This is a genomic window from Intrasporangium calvum DSM 43043 (genome assembly GCF_000184685.1).
In the GTDB taxonomy this organism is placed as follows: Bacteria; Actinomycetota; Actinomycetes; order Actinomycetales; family Dermatophilaceae; genus Intrasporangium; species Intrasporangium calvum.
Map to the genome: position 1 here is coordinate 3,691,636 of NC_014830.1, position 18,918 is coordinate 3,710,553.

The following is an 18,918-nucleotide window of genomic DNA, read 5'->3' on the forward strand; positions in this document are numbered from 1 at the left end:
TGCCGCGCGGCTTCGCTTGGCGCAGAGTGGTGCCATGACGTCGACGCCCGACCCCGGGAGCCACGGCTACCGCACCCGGGACCCGGAGTACCGGCGCATCTCCGTCGCGCTCTTCGCCGCGGGCATCGCGACGTTCGCACTGCTGTACAGCACGCAGACCCTGCTCCCGGAGCTCATGGACGCGTTCGGCGTCACAGCGGCCGAGAGCACCCTGTCCCTCTCGCTCACGACGATCGGCCTCGGCACCGCCCTCCTCCTCGCCGGCCCGCTCTCCGAGGTGGTGGGTCGGACCCCTCTCATCCACGCCTCGCTCGCCGCCTCGAGCATCATCGGCCTGGTGTGCGCGCTCGCCCCCGGCTGGCACGCGCTGCTCCTGCTGCGCCTGCTCCAGGGCGCCGCGCTCGCGGGGCTCCCCGCGGTCGCGACGGCCTACCTGCGGGAGGAGCTGCACCGAGGCGTGCAGGCTCGAGCCGCCGGCTTGTACATCGGCGGCACCGCCCTCGGCGGGATGATCGGGCGCGTCCTCTCTGGGTTCGTCGGGGAGCACGCAGGCTGGCGCTGGTCCCTCGCGGCGATCGGCGCACTCGGCCTCGCGTGCGCGCTGGCCGTGCGACTCCTGCTCCCACCCTCCCGTGCCTTCACCCCGGCGCCGGCGCGGCTGGGCCACCTGCTCGGGCTCATGCGCGGCGCCCTGACGGACCGGGCCCTCGTGGGGCTCTACGCGATCGGGGCCAGCGCGATGGGTGTCTTCGTCGCGGTGTTCAACGGGGCCGGGTTCCGACTCAGCTCGGCTCCGTTCCACCTCGGCCTCGGCGCGATCGGCCTGGTGTTCCTCGTGTACCCGGTCGGCACGGTGAGCTCGACCGTCGCCGGACGCTTCGCCGACCGGTATCCCCGTCGTTCCGTCCTCGCCGTCGCGTCCGTCGTCTTCGCTGCGGGGCTGCTGCTGACGATCCCCGACAGCCTGCCGGTCATCATCGCCGGGCTGGCCGTGATGACCGGTGGGTTCTTCGCAGTGCACGGCATCGCCAGCGGGTGGGTGCCCGCTCGGGCGTATGCCGCAGGGCTGGCTCCCGGACCCGCGGCGTCGCTCTACCTGTTCGCCTACTACCTCGGCTCGTCGGTCGTCGGCAGTCTCTCGGGGGTGGCCTGGTCCGCAGGCGCCTGGCCCGGCGTCATGGTGCTCACCGTGAGCCTGGTCGCCGTCGTGGGGGCGCTGTCCCAGTACCTGCGACGGGTCCCGCCGCTGGACGGGCGCCGACGCTGAGGGTCGCCGCCGGCCCGGCCCTAGAGTGGGGTGGCATGACGACCGAGCACGAGGCGAGCACCCCCGCGATCGAGGCCGCCCGGGCTGCCGGGATCACGCACACGGTCACGCGACACGGACGGGTCCGCTCGCTCGAGGAGGCCGCCGCCGCCCGCGGGATCGAGCCGCGCGACCTGATCAAGACCCTGGTCGTGCGGGTGTCGGAGGGCGAGCACGTCTTCGTCCTGATGCCCGGCGACCGGACGTTCTCCTGGGCCAAGGTGCGCGCGCTGCTCGGCACGAACCGGATCTCGATGCCGGACGCCGAGGAGGCCCGGGAGGTGACCGGGTACGAGCGCGGGACGATCACGCCGTTCGGCTCGCGGTCGCGGCTGCCGGTCATCGCCGACACGCACCTGTGCGGACGGACGATCTCCATCGGCGGCGGCGCGCACGGCGTCGGCCTGACCGTGGCCGGCGACGACGTCATCCGCGAGTTCGACGCCCGGGTCGCCGACATCTCCGACGCCGAGACCCTCCCCCGCTGATCGAAAGAGCACTTCGTCCCGCCGCGATCCCGCACCGCAACCCCGCCGCGGCTGAGTTGTTGCGCCGGATCACGCCGATCCCGCACCGCAACCCCGCCGCGGCTGAGTTGTTGCGCCGGATCACGCCGCCCCCGCACCGCAACCCCGCCGCGGCTGAGTTGTTGCGGCGCCGATGTCACCCCTCCTGCATCGGGATCCGGACGCCGCGATCGCGCGCGACCTCCTCCGCCCGCTCATACCCTGCGTCGACGTGCCGGATCACGCCCATGCCGGGATCGTTGGTCAGGACGCGCGCCAGCTTCTGCGCAGCGAGCGGCGTTCCGTCAGCCACCGACACCTGGCCGGCGTGCAGCGACCGGCCGATGCCGACGCCGCCGCCGTGGTGGATCGACACCCAGCTCGCCCCGCTGGCCGTGTTGACGAGCGCGTTGAGCAGCGGCCAGTCGGCGATCGCGTCGGAGCCGTCGGCCATGGCCTCGGTCTCCCGATACGGCGAGGCCACCGAGCCTGCGTCGAGGTGGTCGCGGCCGATGACGATCGGCGCCGAGATCTCCCCCGAGGCCACCATCTCGTTGAAGCGCAGCCCCGCCTTGTCGCGCTCGCCGTAGCCCAGCCAGCAGATCCGGGCCGGTAGCCCCTGGAAGGCGATCCGGTCCTGCGCCCCCCGGATCCACTTGTGCAGGCGGTCGTTGTCGGGGAAGAGGTCGAGGACGGCCCGGTCGGTCGCCGCGATGTCCTTCGGGTCGCCGGAGAGCGCAACCCACCGGAACGGCCCCTTGCCCTCGCAGAAGAGCGGCCGGATGTAGGCAGGCACGAAGCCGGGGAACTCGAACGCACGCTGATACCCACCGAGGCGCGCCTCGTCGCGGATCGAGTTGCCGTAGTCGAAGACCTCCGCGCCGCCGTCCTGGAACTCCACCATCGCCTGGACGTGCGTGGCCATCGACTCGCGCGCCCGGTCGGTGAACTCCTCGGGCTTCTTCTCGGCGTACTCGTGCCAGTCCTCGAGCGCGATCCCCTCGGGCAGGTACGAGAGCGGGTCGTGCGCCGAGGTCTGGTCGGTGACGATGTCGATCGGGACGCCGCGGCGCAGCAGCTCGGGGAAGATCTCGGCCGCGTTGCCGACGACGCCGACGGACCAGCCCCGGCGCTCCTCCTTCGCCCGCAAGGCCTTGTCGACCGCCTCGTCGAGGTTGTCTGCGACCTCGTCGAGATACCTGTGCTCGACGCGGCGGTGCAGGCGGGCCGGGTCGACGTCGACGATGAGGCAGGCGCCGTCGTTCATCGTGACGGCCAGCGGCTGGGCGCCGCCCATGCCGCCGCAGCCGCCGGTCAGGGTGAGCGTGCCGGCCAGCGTGCCGCCGAAGCGCTTCTCCGCCACCGCGGCGAACGTCTCGTACGTCCCCTGGACGATGCCCTGCGTCCCAATGTAGATCCAGGACCCCGCGGTCATCTGGCCGTACATCGTCAGGCCAAGGTGCTCGAGCCGCCGGAACTCCGGCCAGTTCGCCCAGTCGCCGACGAGGTTCGAGTTGGCAATGAGCACGCGCGGGGCCCACTCGTGCGTCTGCATGACGCCGACGGGTCGGCCGCTCTGGACGAGCATCGTCTCGTCCTGCTTCAGGGTCGTCAGGGTGCGCACCATCGCATCGAACGACTTCCAGTCGCGCGCCGCCCGGCCCGTGCCGCCGTAGACGACGAGGTCGTCGGGCCGCTCGGCGACCTCGGGGTCGAGGTTGTTCATGAGCATCCGCAGCGGGGCCTCGGTGGCCCACGACTGCGCGGTCAGCCGGGTGCCGCGCGGGGCGCGGACGGGTCGTGCACCTTCCATGTCAGTTCCCTTCTCGTCCAAGCAGTTTCAGTTCAAGACCAACGCGGTGCCGTATGCCGCTGGGCTGGCTCCCGATCGAAAGAGCACTTCGTGACACCACCCCGATCGAAAGAGCAGTTCGTCCGCCGTTCCCTGACGGCCACAGTGTGCCGAGGGCGGACGAACTGCTCTTTCGATCATCAGTGGAGGGGGCCGGTGACGGACTCGACGGCGGCGAGCGCCCGGCCCGACCGGACGAGGTCGACGGCCGCCTCGATCTCGGGGGCGAGGAACCGGTCGGTGCCCACGGCCTCGACGGACTCGCGCAGTGCGGCGATGACCGCCCCGGTTGCCGGCGCCGCCTGGAGGGGCGCCCTCATCTCGATGCCTCGGGAGGCCGTCAGGAGCTCGATCGCGAGGACGCGGGTCAGCGCATCGACCGAGCGACGCAGCTTGCGCGCCGCCGACCACCCCATCGACACGTGGTCCTCCTGCATCGCCGAGCTCGGGATGGAGTCGACGGACGCCGGCACGGCGAGGCGCTTCATCTCCGAGACCATGGCGGCCTGCGTGTACTGCGCGATCATGTGGCCGCTGTCGACCCCCGGGTCGTCGGCGAGGAAGGCGTTGAGCCCGTGGGACCGGTCCTTGTCGAGGAACCGGTCCGTCCGCCGCTCGGACATCGACGCGACGTCCGCGGCGACGATGGCGAGGAAGTCCAGGACGTAGGCGACCGGCGCCCCGTGGAAGTTGCCGTTGGACTCGACCCGCCCGTCCTTCGTGATGACGGGGTTGTCGATGGCCGAGGCGAGCTCCCAGCCCGCGACCCGCGCCGCATGCTCCACGGTGTCCCGTGCGCCACCGGCGACCTGCGGAGCGCAGCGCAGCGAGTAGGCGTCCTGGACGCGCGTGCAGGCGTCGGTGCGGTGCGACTCCCGGATCGGCGAGCGCGCCATGACCGCACGGATGTTGGCCGCTGAGAGTGCCTGTCCGGGGTGGGGCCGCAGCTCGTGCAGGTCGGCGGCGAACACGTCGTCGGTGCCGAGCAGGCCCTCGACGCTCATCGCGGCGGTGATGTCGGCGACCTTGAGCAGGCCGCGAAGGTCCTCGATCGCCAGGATGAGCATCCCGAGCATGCCGTCCGTGCCGTTGATGAGCGCCAGGCCCTCCTTCTCGGCGAGCACGACGGGCTCGATCCCGTGGTCACGCAGGGCGGTCCCGGCGTCGGTCAGGGTGCCGTCCCCGAGCCGGACCGGCCCCTCCCCCATCACCGCGAGCGCACAGTGGGCGAGCGGCGCCAGGTCACCGGAGCAGCCGAGCGAACCGTACTCGTGCACGAGGGGGGTGATCCCGGAACTCAGCACAGCGGCATACGCCCTCGCTGTCTCGACGCGCACGCCCGTGCGACCGGTCGCCAACGTGGACAACCTGAGCAGCATGAGCGCCCGGACGACCTCGCGCTCGACCTCTGCGCCGGTACCGGCGGCATGGGAACGGACGAGCGACCGCTGCAGCTGCGCCCGCATCTCGGTCGGGATGTGCCGGGTGGCGAGCGCCCCGAACCCCGTCGAGATGCCGTAGTGCGGCTCGGTGTCGTCGGCGTGCGCCTCGACGATCGCGCGGCTGCGGGCGATCTCGCCCTCGGCCTCCGCGGACAGCTCGACGCGGGCGCCGTGCCGTGCGACGGCGACGACGGCGTCGAAGGTGAGCGGCCCGCTGCCGACGGACACGGTGGCGGGCGAGGTGCGCGTCTCGGTCATGGGGACCATCGAACCCCCTTCAGCGTGACGCAGCGGCCCTCGGAGGAGCACAATTGTCTCGGATCCGAGACAATCCGCCTCGGTCCGACCCGAAGGGGGCCGGCGTGCCGAACGCGCCAGCAGCCGCAAGCGCTCTCGATGTGCTCGAGTACCTCTCGCGCCACGCGGAGCCCGTCCCGGCCGCGTCCATCGCGCGGGACCTGCCGCTGCCCCGGTCCTCGGTGTACCACCTGCTCAAGGTCCTGTGCTCGCGCGGCTACGTGACGCACTACGTCGAGGACCGCCGCTTCGGCCTCGGCTCCGGCGCGTACGAGCTGGGCTCGGCGTACCAGCGGCAGGCCCCCCTGGCCCGGGTCGCCCGGGGGCCGGTGCGCCGGCTCGTCGACCAGGCGGGGCGCAACGCGCACTTCGCGACGCTCGACGGCCGGGACGTGATCTACCTGCTCGAGGAGCGGGCTCCGAGCCAGCCCACCCTCGTCACCGACGTCGGCGTCCGCCTGCCCGCCCACCTGACGGCGAGCGGCGTCGCCATGCTGTCGGCGCTGCCCGGGCCGCAGGTGCGGGCGCTCTATCCGGACCGCGAGTCCCTCACCCAGCGCCACGGGACGGGGCCGCGGTCGCTCACCGAGCTGCGGGCCCTCCTGGCCCGCACGCGGGCCGACGGCTTCGCTCGCGAGGACGGAACGGTCACGCCAGAGCTGTCCTCCGTCGCCGTCGCCGTCCTCGACCGGGCGGGTCGGCCGCTCGCCGCGGTCGCGGTGACCTTCCGCAGCGCCGACGCGCAGGAGGAGCACGTCGCCGAGCTCGTGGGCCGGGCCCGGGCCGCCGCCACGGACATTGCCCGCCGGCTCAGTCCCAGCCCTCGCTGAGCCGGCCGCAGGACAGCTCATGCCGTATGCCGCTGGGCTGGCTCCCGCACGCCGGCTGGGCCGGGCGCGGGGGCCGGGCGCGGGGGCCGGCAGCGCCACTCACTCCCAGTCGGCCGTGGCCTCCTTGACGCGGGTCAGGCCATGGCGTGCGACCGCCTTGCCGCGCTCGAGGAAGGCCGCCACGAGGACAGCGCCCAGCCCGACGACCGCGATGAGGGCCCAGAGGGCGGCCCCCTCCCAGCTCGGAAGGAGCTGGACAAGCGGGACGGCCACGAGAAGGAGGAGGGCGAGCAGGCCCGTTCCGACACCGGCCGCCACCCGCCGCCGCACCTTGGTCACCACGCCCCACGCGGCAACACCGAGCCCGAGGGCCAAGGCCACCGCAAGGTGCTCGAGCGACTCGGTGACGGCCTGGGCCAGCGAGGGACCCACGAGCAACGCCACACCCACCTGCTCGAGCCAGACGACGTCGGGGTCCGCGACCCGCTCGCCGCGCTCCGCCCGGTCTCGGCGCCACAGCCCGACGGAGACGAGGACAGCCATCCCGATGGGGGCGACGACCCACGTCGGACGGCCTTCGAGGGCCTCGAGCGCGAACGCCACCCACGCTGCCGCGGCGAAACCGGGAGCGAGCATCTGCACCTGCAGCCGACGGTAGGCCACCCCCGAAGCCACCGCCAGCAGCGCGGCGGCGGCGAGCGGTGCGGAAAGGAGGGCCCAGCCGGCCGCGGCATCGGCGGACAGGGGCGTGAGGAGCGCCCAGGCCGTGAGGGCGACCCCGAGTCCCGTCAGCGGACGGCGCCACGTTGGCGCGTGTCGTCCCCCGACCAGGGCCAGCAGGGCGACGGCCGACGCGGAGGCGGTCAGGCAGAGGGTCCACACGGCGCCGGCCACCGAGGCGTCCGAGACCTGCAGCGCGACGAGCAGCCCCAGCGCGAGGAAGGCCGCGGCCAGGTCGCGCAGCCAGGGCAGGCGAACCCGGGAGGAGGCTGCGCCCAGGGTGACGGCGACGACGGCGAGCCCGAGGACGACCCACCAGCTTGCGCGAGCGTCGGGCAGGCCGCGGGCCGCGTCAGGGAGCAGGACGGCAGCCGCGGCGCCGGACGTCACGAGCGTGCCCGCGCTCCCCCAGACGATGAGCCACTCGCGGTCGATGCTCGTGGTCAGGAGCAGTGCGGCGGCGAGGAGCACCCCCGCTCCGACCAGCGCCGAGGCATCGACGACGGCCTGGTCCTGCCAGCCGAGCCAGTCGACGCCCACGATCCACGCGGCGACGGCGGCTGCGGCGCCGGCGACCCGCACCGGGTGCTGGGCCGGACCGGAGAGGACGGCTCCGAGGGTCGACAGCGTCGCGGCGAGCCCGAGCAACGCCAGGGCGAGCCAGCCGGCGCCTGCCCATCCGGCGCCGACGAGCCCGAGTGCCGAGCCGACAGCGAGGAGTGGGAGCAGCGCCGCAGGCAGCAGCCGGAGTCGCACGCCGGCGGCGATGCCCGCGATGCCGAGGGCGACGTACACCGGGCTGGCCGGCCGGCCCGACCCGGCGAGGACGAGCCCGCTGACCGCGATCGGCGCCGAGGCCACGGCTGCCGGCCAGCCCCAACGGGACCACCACGGGCCGCTGGCGCGCATCGAGAACAGGTGCCCGACGACGAGGAGCGCGAGGACCACTGCGACGGCGATCCATGGTCGAGCCTCCAGCGCGGGCCGGGCCAGCAGGAGCACCCCCCACCAGGCAGCGGCCACGGCCATGCCGGCCAGGACCCCGGCGCGGGACAGCGCCGCCACCGCGAGGAGAGCCAGCCCGACGGTCACGAGGAGCCAGCCGGCGACCGGCTGGGAACCGCTGGCCAGAGCGACGGCGAGCCCGGCGCCGGTCGAGACGGCCCCGATGCCGAGCGGCGCCCGGGCCCAAGGGTGGGTCGGGCGCGCTCTGAGCTGCCAGGGCTGCCCGATCACATCCGCAGTGGCGGCGCCGACCACCAACAGGACACCCACCGACACCGACGCGAGCGCAGCCGCCACCTCGACGGGCTGGGCCGCAAACCATGGCCACAGCTCCCGCCCGAGCAGGAAGGCCGTCGGCACCGGGGCGGCCCACGCGACCCAGGTCATCACCAGGTGCCGCCGCACCGGGGGCAGGACGGCGACCACCAGCGCGATGGCGCCCCACGCGACCGCCGCAGGAAGGTTCTCGACGGCGAGCGCCGTTGCGACGAGACCGACGGCGAAACCTCCCCAGGCCGTGGCGACGGCGACGCGCTCAGGGCAGCCGGTGCGGGGCACCAGCGCGTATGCCAGGGCGGCACCCGTGACGACGGCCGGCGCCCACGTGTCGGTCCACAGGAGAAGTCCGGACCGGTCGAGGGCGAGCGAGACCGTGAGCGGCAGGCCGGCCAGCGCGAGCGCGTAGGGCAGCCACCCGGCGCGCTCGTCGGCGGAGCGCAGCGCCGCACCGAGGTCGGACCTGTCCGTCGCGTCGAACCAGCTCGTCAGCGACCACGCCACGGTGGCGGTGGCGGCGGTGGCCACCCCACCCCACGGCGCTCCGAGCACCGGCAGGACGGCGAGAACGCCGAGGAGGTGTCCGGTCACCCCGATCGAGGCCGCCGGCCCGGACCACCTCGGACGGTTCGGCCGGTGGGCCAGGACAACGAGCCCGAGCCCCGCTGCCCCCAGCACCGCGTAGCGGACGTCGTCGCCGGCCCCGACAGCCGACGAGGCGGCCAGCCAGGCGAGCGCGGTCAGCGACGTGACGGCCGGAACCCGCCACTCGTTCGTCGCTGGTCCGATCGCGGCCCCCACGGCGAGGAACGCGAAGGCGAGGGCCACCAACCACCGCCCCCGGGGGTCCGGCGCCCACAGCCAGGACTCCACCGCGAGCAGGGCGACCAGGGCTGTCCCGACCGACCACCAGAGCGGCCAGTACCCGTCGCCACGTCGGTCGTGCCGGTCGTGCCGGTCGTGCCGGTCGTGCCGGTCGTGCCGGTCGTGCCGGTCGAGCCGGTCGAGCCAGCCGCGGCGGGCGGGGACCGCAGCGAGCAGCACGAGGGCCGCCCCGCCTGCCGCTCCCACCGCCGGGTCCGTCGCCGCCACCAGGGCGAGAACGGCCCCGACCGGCAGGACCGCCGTCGCCACGTCGAGCCACACGCGGGCCGGGGCGGCCCGGTAGGGCCTGATCCGCCGCATCGCCGCCCAGCCGCTCGCTCCGGCGAGGGCGGCGGCCGCCCAGCCCGGCTCGACCCAGGTCGCGACCAGCGTCAGGACGAGGCCGATGCTGGGCAGCAGGAGGGCCGGAGCCGGTCGGCGGCGCTGCGCCCCGGCCCTCTCCAGGATGGCGAGGAACCCCGCCGCGGCCAGGACAGAGACGGCCGCCACCGCCGGGGTGTCAGGCCCCAGGACGAGGGTGGAGTCGGGGTCGAGCACCGCGCCCGGCTCGGCGGCCAGGCCCAGGATGAGCGCCGCCCACACCGTCAGCCACCACAGCGGCTCTGCGGCTCCCGGCGCGAGAGCGGGGAGCCGCGGCGCGAGGAGCTCGATGCTCAGGAGGACGGCGACACCGGCCACGAGCACCGCAGCCACCGGCGCGCCCTCCGCCGCCCAGGTGAGCAGCGCGAGGGAGCCGACGACCACGAGACCCGGAACTGCGGCCGTCCTGCTGGCCTCGGCGAGGGGGGCCCGCGGGCGGAACTGAGCCCACCCGAGCGTGACCAGCACCGCGAGGGCCATGGCGGCAGCCTGGGCTGCACTCGGGTTCGCGACCGCCTTGCCCTCGGGGATGGCCCGGCCGATCCCCATGGTGGCCATGGCGACCGCCAGCCAGGCAACCGGGGCGACGAGGAAGCGCAGCCCGCTGTCTGGCACCCTCCTCGACCACGCGGCATAGGCACCGGCGACGACGCCGAGCATCACGGTCAGGGCCACGACGAGAGGCACGCCGCTCAGGTCGGGCGGCAGCTCGACGCCGTCGAGGAAGGTCGTGATGAGCATGATCGGCAGGACCAGCCCGCCGGCGAGCTCGAGCGCCCGCCCGACGAACTCGGCACGACGCCGGCGCAGCAGAGCACCGGCGGCGAAGGGTGCCGCGGCGATGACGGCCTCTGCGACGGGCCGCAGCTCGCGGGCCACGTCACCGAACGCGAAGGCCACCAGGCCGAAGGCACCGACGAAGAAGAGCAGCACGCCGAGGTAGGCGAGGCCGTGGACCGCCAGGTCCGAGCCCACGGCCTCGAGCGTCCGCCCCCACCACTGCCGCAACGGCGACGGGCGGGACGCGGGCACGGGAGGGAGGACCGGCTCAGGTGGTGGAAGCACGCCCGGTCCCGCCCACGAGCGTGCCGCCGACGGTGCTGGTGCTGGCGCGAGAAATGGCGGCAGCAGCCCCGGGAGGCGGCCCGGCACCAGCGGGCCGAGGTCGCCCGGAAGCGGCTCGCCCGTCGCCAGGGGATGGGGCCGCACCCCTGCGCTGGCCTCGAGCCGCAGATCGGAGATGACCGCGGAGAGGATCGCTTCGGACGCCATCGTGAGCACTCCCCTGGACCGGGCTTCGGGAAGGAGCACCTCCTCGGCGAAGTCGAGGTGCGTCAGGTCCTGGACCGTGACCCCCCGCCGAGCGCCGTGCGACGAAGGAGACGGGGTCCGGGGTGTGTCGTGCGGCGACATGGTCGAAGGCTCGCTCATGCTCCACGCTCCCGCCAGAGCACGAGTACTCACCAGTGACGAAGGTCCTGAGCCGCGTTCCGCCGGCCGCGAGCAACGGTCGTTCCGCGACGCATAGGCTCCGACCATGCGCGCCATCACGATCCCTGATTCGGGAGGACCCGACGCCCTGGTGCCCACCGACGTCCCCACGCCTGCCGCAGGCCGCGGCGAGGTCCTCATCGAGGTCGTCGCAGCCGGGGTCAACCGGGCCGACGTCATGCAACGTCGCGGCCTGTACGACCCGCCGCCCGGAGCCTCCTCGTACCCGGGACTGGAGGTCAGCGGCCGCGTCGCCGCGCTCGGTGAGGGGGTCGACTCGTTCGCCGTGGGCGACGAGGTGTGCGCGCTCCTCGAGGGCGGCGGCTATGCCGAGGAGGTGGCGGTCCCGGTCGGCCAGGTGCTGCCGAAGCCGGCCGACGTCGACCTCGTCGACGCCGCGGGCCTGCCCGAGGTGGTCTGCACCGTCTGGTCCAACGTCTTCATGACCGCCAACATCCAGCCGGGCCAGTGGCTGCTCGTCCACGGTGGCAGCTCGGGCATCGGGACGATGGCGATCCAGCTGGCCAAGGCGGTCGGCGCCCACGTCGCCGTGACGGCGGGGACGGCGGAGAAGCTCGACTTCTGCCGGGACCTCGGCGCGGACATCCTGGTCAACTACCGGGACGAGGACTTCGTCGAGAAGCTCCGTGAAGGCAACCACGACCACGGCGCCGACGTCATCCTCGACAACATCGGGGCGAAGTACCTGTCCCGCAACGTCGACGCACTCGCCATCAACGGTCGGCTCGTGACCATCGGCCTGCAGGGTGGGCGCCGGGCTGAGCTCGACCTGGGCACGCTGCTGGCGAAGCGGGCGGCCGTCATCGCGACCACCCTCCGCTCCCGCCCGGCCGCCGAGAAGGCCGCGATCGTCGCCGCCGTCCGGGAGCACGTGTGGCCGCTCATCGAGGCGGGCGTCGTCCGGCCGGTGATCCACTCGCGCCACGCGCTCGACCGGGCCGCGGACGCGCACCGTGAGATGGAGGCGTCGACGCACATGGGCAAGATCCTCCTGCTCACCGCCTGACTCACGCCAGTCGAGTGTGCAGTTCGTGCCGGCACTTCTTGCACACTCGACGAGGAGGGGGACGAGCGCTGGGCCGGCTTCCGTGCGAGAGCCGGCCCAGCGGCATACGGCCCGAGCCCTCCGGCGGGGTTCAGACTCCCATCAGGTGCCAGGGACCCCAGATCGCGAACGACATGCCCGCGCTGGCCTGGATGTTGACGTAGAGCGTCCGACCGTCGGGGCTGAAGGTCGACCCGGCGAACTCGTCGTCGTAGCGGGGCCGGCCGTCCCTGGCCGACTGCACCCGATTGAGCGCGATGTCCCACAGCTGCCCGCCACGGTTGAGCCCACGCAGGTAGTTGTCCTCGCTGCTGTCCTCGCAGACGACGAGGGTCCCGCGCTTGCTGACGGTGATGTTGTCCGGCAGGTCGAAGACCTGCTTGCCCGGGGACTGGTAGATGAGCTCGAGCCGGTTGGCTCGGCAGTGGTAGGCCCAGACCTGGCCGAACCCGTTGCCGTAGCCGTTCCCGATCGGCCCGTCGGACTCCTCGGCCGGTCCACCACCCTGCGTCGACGTGAAGTAGACGATCCCGTTCTCGTAGACCGCCCCCTCGAGCCGCGAGAAGTTGGCCGCCCCTTGGGCCCGCCCCTGGTTCCCGACGTAGGCGATCGCCTCGTCGTTCGTCGTCGGGGCGGTCTCACCCGGCGTGTAGGGAAAGGTGGGGTCGGGGTCGTCGATGTCGACCCACTCGACGCGGTAGGACGCCCGGAGCGGTTGCGTGGCCTCCAGGTGCGCGTTGGGCGTCCCCCGGACCGCGAGCATCTGCAGCCGGCCGTCGTTGTCGATGCGTCCGGCCTCCAACGGGTGGCGACTCGGCTGGTACCGGTAGAAACCGGAGGGGAAGCCGAAGTTGTCCTCGGTGAGGTAGAGGTACCCGTCGACGGGATCCAGCGCGACCGCCTCGTGCGCGAACCGACCCGCCGCCGTGACCGGCTCCCCTGAGGCGCGGCCGGTCGCCGGCACCTCGAAGACGTAGCCGTGAGGCCGGGTCAGCGCGGTGTTCGGGGTTCGTGTGAAGTCCGGGCCCACGTCAGGACCGTTGACGGTCTCCTCGCACGTGATCCAGGCGCCCCACGGCATCGGACCGCCGGAGCAGTTCATCATCGTGCCGTTGATCCCCGTCCATGCGGAGTCGACGTGCCCGTCGTGAGACACGTTGACCACGGTGCAGCCGCCGCGGGCCATGGGGTCGTACGTCCAGTCGCCCGTCGGCCCGAAGGCGGGACCGGGGCCGTTCACCTCGTGGTTGCGCACGAGGGCGACCAACCCGCCCGGACCGTCGAAGGCCGCCATGCCGTCGTGCCGACCGGGGAGGTTCGTCCCGTCGTCGAGCACCACCGGCGACTCCGTGTCGTGGAAGGACCGGTAGCTGAAGCCCTCCGGCAGATGGAGCCGGACCGCGCCGTCGCGAAGGTCAGGGATGGGACGCAGGTTGCGGAAGGCCGGCGACCCCAGCGCCGTGGCCGGCCCCGCGACGAGCCCCTGGAACGGCCCACCGAGGGCGGCCGCCCCCGCAACTGCAGCGCTGCCCCGCAGCATGGTGCGTCTGTCGATTGCCACGATTACTCCTCCTCGAGATGCAGGTTGTGATCCAGTTCACACTAAGGGCGGATCGGCGTACCGTCGACAGATGGACCTCTTCGTCCCGAAGCGGCCCTCCCAACTCACACAGCGGGAGGTCATGAAGTGTTCATCCAGGTGATCCAGGGCCGGTGCAACGACGCGGACGAGGTGCACCGCCGCATGGACCAGTGGCGCGAGCAGCTCGAGCCCGGAGCGAACGGCTTCCTCGGGGGCACGTACGGCGTCACGGACGACAACGAGTTCATCGGGGTCGTGCGCTTCGACTCGAAGGAGTCGGCGACGCGCAACAGCAACCGACCGGAGCAGGGCGCGTGGTGGGCCGAGACGGAGAAGTGCTTCGACGGGCCGGTCTCCTTCCACGACTGCGACGACGTCCAGCTCATGCTCGACGGCGGGTCGGACGACGCCGGTTTCGTGCAGGTCATCCAGGGCCGCATCAGCGACCCCGACACGTTCCGGATGATGATGGACGAGCCGATGGACATGCTCCACAAGGAGCGTCCGGAGATCCTCGGCGGCACCATGGCCGTCGACGAGAACGGCTACTTCACCCAGACGATCGCCTTCCGGAGCGAGTCCGAGGCTCGCGAGGGCGAGAAGAAGGAGATGCCGAAGGAGATGCAGGACCGGATGGCCGACATGGGCGACGCCATGACCGAGGTCTCCTACCACGACCTGCACCACCCCTGGTTCGCCACCGCGGGCCGGCGCTGACCCTCAGCGCCCGTCACCCCTGCACACCCGACGTGCGCGACGCCCTCCCCTGAGCGTGCCCGGGTGTGCAGGTCATGTGGGCTGCCGCACTGCGGCCGCCCACTAGCGTGGACCGGGTGAGCAGCACCGCGCCGGCCGAGCCCCGGCCCTTGGCCGTCCTCACCCGCGCGCTCCTCCTGGGCCAGCACGTCCTGTTCGCCGTCCTGCTCCTCGTCGCCTGGGGGAGAGCTGCCGGCGAGACCCCGTGGTTCGAGGTGGTGGCCGCCGCGCTGGGGGTGCTCTACGCGGCGCTGGCGCTCGTCGAGCACCGGTCGGCGCGCTCCGAGGCCGGGGGCCGGCCGTCGGCCGGCACCGCCCTCCCGCGGCTGCTCCTCCCGCTGGCCCTCCTCGCGCTGCTCCTCCTCGCCTGGTTCGCCTCCGTTGGCCTCACCCCGGACTTTGCCTGGCTCGCGTTCCCCCTCTTCTTCGCCGTGCTGCGACTCCTGCCGAGCGCCTGGGCGGTGCCGCTCATCGGACTCATGGTCCTCGCCGTCTTCTGGGCCCACGCCCGCGTGACCGGCTGGGCCGAGGTCGGCCTCGCCACGGTCGTCGGCCCCACCGTCGGCGCCCTCGTCTCCATCGGCATGGCCCACGCCTACCAGATGCTCCTGCACGAGAACGCCGTCCGGCAGGAGCTCGTGGACGAGCTCGCCGCGGCCAAGGCCGACCTGGAGGCGACCCACGAGAGCCTGGCCGAGAGCCGCCGCCAGGCCGGCGCCCTCGACGAACGCGCCCGGCTCTCGCGCGACATCCACGACACCCTCGCCCAGGGGTTCTCCTCGATCATCCTGCTCGCGCGTGCGGCGTCCCAGCCCGGCGCCGACGCAGCCCGGCTCCGCACGGCTCTCGGCGCGATCGACCAGCAGGCCTCCCAATCGCTCACCGAGGCCAGGGCGGTCATCGCCGACCTCACCCCAGAGACCCTCTCCGGCAGCGACCTGCCCGCCGCGCTGGAACGGCTCGTCACGAGCGTGAGCCGGCTCAGCGGCATACGGGCGACGTTCGAGATGGACGGACCCGCGCGACCCCTGCCGCGGACGCACGAGGTCGCCCTCCTCCGCCTCGCCCAGGGCGCCCTCGCCAACGTCACCGCCCACTCAGGGGCGACTCGCGCCGTCGTCTCCCTCAGCGTCGGCGACGACGGGGTGCGCCTCGACGTCGTCGACGACGGCGTCGGGTTCGACCCTCACGACATGCGGGAGCGCGAGGACGGCACCGGCTACGGGTTGCGGTCGATGCGCGAGCGGATGGCGCTCCTCGGGGGCCAGCTGACCGTCGAGTCCGCTCGCGGCGCCGGGACCGCCATCGCCGCCCACCTCCCCGGCGTGACTCCATGACCGCCGCCATCCGTCTCCTCGTGGTCGACGACCATCCCGTGGTCCGGGCCGGGTTGTCCATGCTCCTGGCGGCCGACCGCTCGATCGAGCTCGTCGGCGAGGCGGCCAGCGCGGCCGAGGCCGTCGTCGTCGCCCAGCGTCGTCACCCCGACGTGGTGCTGATGGACCTCCAGCTCGGCGACGGCGTGGACGGGGTCGGCGCCACCCGGCGGCTGCTCGCCCTGGAGCCAGCCCCGCGCGTCGTGATCCTCACGACCCACGAGAGCGACGCCGACGTCCTCGCCAGCGTCGAGGCGGGCGCCTGCGGCTACCTGCTCAAGGACGCCCCGGCCGCCGACCTCATCGACGCCGTCCGGACGGCCGCCCGCGGCGGGACGGTCCTCTCCCCCGTCGTCGCCCGCCGACTCGACGAGCGGCGCCGCACCCCGCAGCCCACCCTCAGTGGACGCGAGCTCGACGTCCTCCGCCTCGTGGCCGAGGGTGGGACGAACCGCGACATCGCCCGGGCCCTCTTCCTCTCCGAGGCCACGGTCAAGAGCCACCTCGTCCACGCCTTCGGCAAGCTCGGCGTCACCTCCCGGACAGCCGCGGTCGCGACGGCGAGGAGCCGTGGTCTGATCCGCTGACCCCGGCGCCCCCGGCACCCCCCCCCGGCGCTCCCCGGCACCCCCAGGCACTCCCGGCACCGCCACACATCGGCACCGGACACCCCGACCCCGCACTCAGGTCCGTGGGGCAGGATGGGCTCCATGACTGATCAGCCCCGCCAGCCCGCGCCCGGCTCGGACCCTCCCGCCGAGGAGGTCCAGGGCGACCAACGCATCGTCGTGCTCACCCCTGACGGCATGGGCGTCGCCGACAGTCCCGGTCGTGAGGCCGGCGGGCGGCCCGAGCGTGAGCCGACCAACCCGGCCGACCTCGTCGAGGAGCCGGCGAAGGTCATGCGGATCGGCTCGATGATCAAGCAGCTCCTCGAGGAGGTCCGCAGCGCTCCCCTCGACCCGGCCGGTCGCCGCCGGCTCGCCGAGATCCACCACCAGTCCATCGAGGAGCTCAAGGACGGTCTCTCGCCCCAGCTCGTCGACGAGCTCGAGCGGATCGCCCAGCCGTTCCGGGACGAGTCACCGAGCGACCCCGAGCTGCGGATCGCCCAGGCCCAGCTCGTCGGTTGGCTGGAGGGTCTCTTCCACGGCATCCAGACCGCGCTCGTCGCCCAGCAGATGGCCGCCCAGCAGCAGCTGCAGCAGATGCGGGCGCTGCCGGCTCCCGGCGCCTCCTACGGCACCCCGCCCGGCGCCGGACCCGGCCCGGGCCAGCCCGGTGCCCACCCCGTGCCCGGCGGCGAGCCCGGACCCACCGGCCAGTACCTCTGACCGCTGGTGCGGTTGCCACCATGCGGTTGACGAGGGGACACCCCGGATGGGCCCGGGTCGGCCTCGTTGCCCGCTGGGTCGCCATCCTCGCCGCCTGCTACCTGGGTGGCGTCGCGGCGACGAACCTGTCGCCGACGACGGTCGAGACCTCCCACTACCGAGCCACGCTGCGCCTCGACCCGGTGCCCCGACACACGCCGACCCTCCACAGCCCGACCATCGTCGGCGACGTCGATCTCGCCTTCACATCCCCCGTGCTGGCGCCCGGCCTGGACGTCGCGGTGTCCGTGCGGGAGGAGATCACCGACCTGCTCAGCCGCGGCCCGGTCAGTGTCCGCGCGCTCCAGCCGACCGACGAGGAGGTGTCCGCGGCGGTCCGCGAGGCCGCGGTCGGACTGGGCTGGCGCTTCGCCCTCGGGGCGGCGGTCGTCGCGCTCGCGATGTCCGTCGCCGTCCACTACGCGCGGCGGCGACGCCCCGAGGCGATCCACCTGGTCATGGTGGCGACGGCGCTCGTCGTCGTCTCCGGCGGCACCGGCCTCAGCACCGCCCTCACCTACCAGCCCGAACGGTTCGCCGCCCTGTCGACGACCGGTGTCCTCGGCACGGTGCAGCGCAACGCCGGGCTGCTCGCCGGGGTCGAGTCCCGGGCGGAGCAGGCGACGCCCTACCTTCGCAACCTCCTCGCCCTGTCCCAGGCACTCCAGGAGAAGTTCGTCCCGGCCGACCTGACCCAGCCCGTCGTCTCGGCCCGCATCCTGCTCGTCTCGGACATCCACGGCGCCAACCAGTACTCGCTGATGCGCACCATCGTCGAGGAGGAGGGGGTGGACGCTGTCATCGACACCGGCGACATCATCAACTTCGGGCAGGTGCAGGAAGGCGAGGCGGCCGGCATCTTCCGCGGCATCGAGTCGCTCGGAGTGCCCTACATCTTCGTCAGCGGCAACCACGACCAGTCCTCGCCCACCGACCGGGCACTGCTCCGGCGGATGGCCCGGGTCCCCAACGTCGTGCTGCTCCAGGACCCCGAGGGTGTCCACCGGGAGCTGTCCTTCCACGGGCTGCGCCTCTCCGGGTTCAACGATCCCCGCTACTTCGGTGACGACGGCGAGGACCCCGCGGGCAAGCAGGCTCCAGCGGTCGACGCCTACAACGCGGCGATGGAGGACGAGCCGGAGAGCGACCTCGTGCTCACCCATGAGCCGTATGCCGCGACCGGCGTCGCCCGCGGCCGCGTCCTGCTCAACGGGCACATCCACACGTCCGTGCTCGACGGGTCGCGGATCCAGGTGGGCACCTTCACCGGAGGCGGTGTCGTCTCCCACTTCATCGCCACGGAGGACGAGGAGCTGCGTGGGCAGCCCTACGCCTTCGACGTGCTCAGCTTCGGCCCCCACTGTGCTCTCACGCAGCTGACGCGCTACACCTACCGCAACCTCATCGAGGGTCGACCTGCCTACGACAACATCCAGGTGGTCAACGGCGCCACGATCGATCCCCGCGGCGCGGAGGAGACCCGGGCCGCTGAGGCGGCGCCCCCCGCGCCCCCCGCACCCCCGGCGCCCTCAGGGTCGCCGGAGTCCCCGGAGTCCCCGGAGTCCTCGGGCGCGCCGGTGGCCGAAGGGGAGCAACCGCGGACGTGCAGCCCGCTGGCAGAGACGACGCTCCGCCAGATCCCGACGGGGTCACCGGAGGACGGCAGCACCTCGACGCCGGCGAGCGTGACGACCTCGACGCTCGGGAGCGCGACCGCGACCTCGTCGGGGACCTTCACTCCCTAGGGCCGCCAGGGCCGTGGTTGCTGCGGATGCGTGGCTTCGGCCCGACTGCG

At 73.3% G+C, this 18,918-nt stretch carries 13 protein-coding genes; 9 read left to right on the forward strand and 4 right to left on the reverse strand.

Annotation, left to right across the window (positions count from 1 at the left end; genetic code table 11):
- The first annotated feature begins 34 nt into the window (after positions 1-34).
- Both INTCA_RS16845 and INTCA_RS16850 read left to right on the forward strand, forming a co-directional pair.
- A complete protein-coding gene (locus INTCA_RS16845; RefSeq protein ID WP_013494132.1) occupies positions 35-1,267 on the forward strand; it encodes an MFS transporter in 1,233 nt (410 codons plus the stop codon).
- A 35-nt stretch (positions 1,268-1,302) separates the two neighbouring features.
- On the forward strand, positions 1,303-1,794 hold the full coding sequence (locus tag INTCA_RS16850) for an aminoacyl-tRNA deacylase (protein ID WP_013494133.1): 492 nt from the start codon (positions 1,303-1,305) through the stop codon (positions 1,792-1,794).
- A 175-nt stretch (positions 1,795-1,969) separates the two neighbouring features.
- Here INTCA_RS16850 and hutU read toward each other — a convergent pair whose 3' ends face one another.
- Positions 1,970-3,625 (reverse strand): urocanate hydratase, encoded by a 1,656-nt coding sequence (gene hutU / locus INTCA_RS16855; RefSeq protein WP_013494134.1) that lies wholly within the window; start codon positions 3,623-3,625, stop codon positions 1,970-1,972.
- A 179-nt stretch (positions 3,626-3,804) separates the two neighbouring features.
- Positions 3,805-5,364: a histidine ammonia-lyase gene (gene hutH / locus INTCA_RS16860; protein ID WP_148236655.1), complete on the reverse strand. Its 1,560-nt coding sequence runs from the start codon at positions 5,362-5,364 to the stop codon at positions 3,805-3,807.
- A 104-nt stretch (positions 5,365-5,468) separates the two neighbouring features.
- On the opposite strand from hutH, the gene INTCA_RS16865 reads away from it, so the two are divergent.
- Positions 5,469-6,233 (forward strand): IclR family transcriptional regulator, encoded by a 765-nt coding sequence (locus INTCA_RS16865; protein WP_013494136.1) that lies wholly within the window; start codon positions 5,469-5,471, stop codon positions 6,231-6,233.
- Positions 6,234-6,332: 99 nt separating this feature from the next.
- On the opposite strand, the gene INTCA_RS16870 is transcribed toward INTCA_RS16865, so the two are convergent.
- Positions 6,333-10,892 carry a hypothetical protein gene (locus INTCA_RS16870; protein WP_041307920.1) on the reverse strand — a complete coding sequence of 1,520 codons (4,560 nt, stop codon included), beginning with the start codon at positions 10,890-10,892 and terminating at the stop codon, positions 6,333-6,335.
- A gap of 124 nt (positions 10,893-11,016) precedes the next feature.
- Here INTCA_RS16870 and INTCA_RS16875 point away from each other — a divergent pair, with 124 nt between their 5' ends.
- On the forward strand, positions 11,017-11,997 hold the full coding sequence (locus INTCA_RS16875; protein ID WP_013494138.1) for an NAD(P)H-quinone oxidoreductase: 981 nt from the start codon (positions 11,017-11,019) through the stop codon (positions 11,995-11,997).
- A 130-nt stretch (positions 11,998-12,127) separates the two neighbouring features.
- Here the strand turns inward: INTCA_RS16875 and INTCA_RS16880 are convergent, their stop codons facing one another.
- Complete coding sequence (locus INTCA_RS16880) at positions 12,128-13,597, reverse strand: PhoX family protein (protein ID WP_013494139.1); 1,470 nt, start codon at positions 13,595-13,597, stop codon at positions 12,128-12,130.
- Between the two features lie 126 nt (positions 13,598-13,723).
- Here INTCA_RS16880 and INTCA_RS16885 point away from each other — a divergent pair, with 126 nt between their 5' ends.
- The 5 genes from INTCA_RS16885 (at position 13,724) to INTCA_RS16905 (ending at position 18,868) form a co-directional block, all read left to right on the forward strand.
- A complete protein-coding gene (locus tag INTCA_RS16885; RefSeq protein ID WP_013494140.1) occupies positions 13,724-14,335 on the forward strand; it encodes a hypothetical protein in 612 nt (203 codons plus the stop codon).
- A 116-nt stretch (positions 14,336-14,451) separates the two neighbouring features.
- Positions 14,452-15,711, forward strand: coding sequence for a sensor histidine kinase (locus tag INTCA_RS16890; RefSeq protein WP_169312931.1), 1,260 nt, complete (start codon positions 14,452-14,454; stop codon positions 15,709-15,711).
- Positions 15,708-16,337 (forward strand): response regulator, encoded by a 630-nt coding sequence (locus INTCA_RS16895; protein ID WP_013494142.1) that lies wholly within the window; start codon positions 15,708-15,710, stop codon positions 16,335-16,337. The genes INTCA_RS16890 and INTCA_RS16895 overlap by 4 nt, the downstream gene beginning before the upstream one ends.
- A gap of 123 nt (positions 16,338-16,460) precedes the next feature.
- The gene (locus tag INTCA_RS16900; RefSeq protein WP_013494143.1) at positions 16,461-17,084 is read left to right on the forward strand and encodes a proteasome activator; all 624 of its coding nucleotides are present in this window, start codon (positions 16,461-16,463) and stop codon (positions 17,082-17,084) included.
- A 20-nt stretch (positions 17,085-17,104) separates the two neighbouring features.
- On the forward strand, positions 17,105-18,868 hold the full coding sequence (locus tag INTCA_RS16905; protein ID WP_013494144.1) for a metallophosphoesterase family protein: 1,764 nt from the start codon (positions 17,105-17,107) through the stop codon (positions 18,866-18,868).
- Positions 18,869-18,918 lie beyond the last annotated feature (50 nt).